This is a genomic window from Actinomadura sp. GC306 (assembly GCF_004348665.1).
Lineage (GTDB): Bacteria > Actinomycetota > Actinomycetes > Streptosporangiales > Streptosporangiaceae > Spirillospora.
The window spans coordinates 1-1,581 of record NZ_SMKM01000526.1 but is presented as its reverse complement, the minus strand read 5'-3'; the positions used below and the strand labels follow the sequence as shown (position 1 = coordinate 1,581).

Genomic DNA, 1,581 nt, shown 5'->3' with positions numbered 1-1,581 from the left:
GTCGATGGTGGCGGCGGCGAACATCTCGCGCAGGAGGCGGGCGGCGGTGGTGAAGCGGCCGGGGCCGCCGGGCAGGTTGATGCGGGCGGCTTCGCCCCAGCCGGCGATGCCTTCGCCGTGGCGGATCCAGGCGAGTGCGGTGGGGTGCGGAAGCCGCGCGATGAGGTCGCCCGGGTCGGGGATGGGGACGGTGCGGACGGACAGGCGTTCGGGTGCTGTCACGGCGAGCTTCACGCAAGCCACTGTACGCCAGATTTGAACCTGTTCAAACGGGTGTGGTGGGGGTGCGGTGAGGTGTGCGCCACACGCGAGGCGCCGTGTGGGGCCCGTCCCGTCCCCCTGCGCGTGTGCGGCCGGGGGTGTGCACATGCCCGCCCGCGCGGATGTCATGCGCGCGGGCGGGCCGTGCGGTGCGTCACCTACGGGGTGTCACGTGCGGGGCGTCAGCGGCGGCGGGCGGCGCCGGTGAGCTTCCACGCCGCCGGCAGCAGCGCCGCGGCGAGCAGGACCTTCAGCGCGTCCCCGGCCAGGAACGGCGTGACGCCGAGGTCGAGGGCCCGCCCGAGGTCGACGTTCAGGGACGCCATCAGGTACGGGACGCCCGCCGCGTACATGATGACGGTGCCGACGAGCATGGTCGCGACGGTGCGCAGGGGGGTGCGGTCCCCGCCGCGGCGGGCCAGCGCGCCGACCGCGGCGGCGGCGGCGACGAACCCGATGACGTAGCCGAGGGTGGGGACGGCGGTGCCGGAGCCGCCCTCGGTGAACCAGGGCATGCCCGCCATCCCGGCCAGCAGGTAGACGATCATGGCGAGGCCGGCGCGGCCGAAGCCGAGGGCGGCGCCCGCGAGCAGGACGGCGAAGGTCTGCCCGGTCACCGGCACCGGGGTGCCGGGCAGCGGCACGGCGAGCTGCGCGGCGGCGCCGACGAACGCGGCGGCGCCGACGACGAGCGCGGCGTCGCGGGCCAGCGAACCGGGCAGCAGGTCGCCCAGGACGGCGGGGTGCCGCCGGGCTGCGTGGGCAGTGGCCACAGGTTCCTCCCAAAAGGTGTTGTCAGTCCCGAAACCTAGCGAACGGGACGCCGGTGCCGTCGCAGGGGGTTACCGGAACCCGCGGGGGCGGCTCGCCAGGTAGACGACGTCGGGTTCGCCGCGCGGCACCGGCACCTGCCGGGCCGTCACGCGGGTGAACCGGCCGCGCAGCAGCGCCTCGAACGCCGGTGCGGCGCCGGCGCTCCACACCGCCAGCGTCCCGCGCGGGGTGAGCCGGGCGGTGAGCAGGTCCAGTCCGGCGGGGGAGTAGAGGCGGGCGTTGCCGGGGGTGACCGTCCAGTCGGGGCCGTTGTCGATGTCCAGGCACAGCGCGTCGTAGCGCGGGCCGGGCGCGGCGAGGTGGTCGAGCAGGTCGGCGCACTCGACGGTGACGCGGGGGTCGTCGAGGGCGCCGCGGGAGAAGGGCCGCAGCGGCGCGGCGTGCCAGCCGATCACGGCGGGTTCGCGTTCGACGACGGTGACGTGCGCGACGCGGGGCAGCGCGAGGGCCTCGGCGAGGGAGAACCCGACCCCGAGACCGCCGATC

General features: G+C 76.1%; 2 protein-coding genes and 1 pseudogene. All 3 read right to left on the bottom strand.

Translation table 11 applies throughout. From position 1 onward, the window contains the following. Nucleotides 1-234 (bottom strand): annotated as a pseudogene (locus E1200_RS33285) (isochorismate synthase); the annotation flags it as partial. A 209-nt stretch (nt 235-443) separates the two neighbouring features. Beyond that, a complete protein-coding gene (locus E1200_RS33280) occupies nt 444-1,034 on the bottom strand; it encodes a biotin transporter BioY (protein WP_131956650.1) in 591 nt (196 codons plus the stop codon). A gap of 69 nt (nt 1,035-1,103) precedes the next feature. Then, on the bottom strand, nt 1,104-1,581 hold a 478-nt coding region (locus E1200_RS33275), incomplete at its 5' end, for a spermidine synthase (protein ID WP_131956648.1).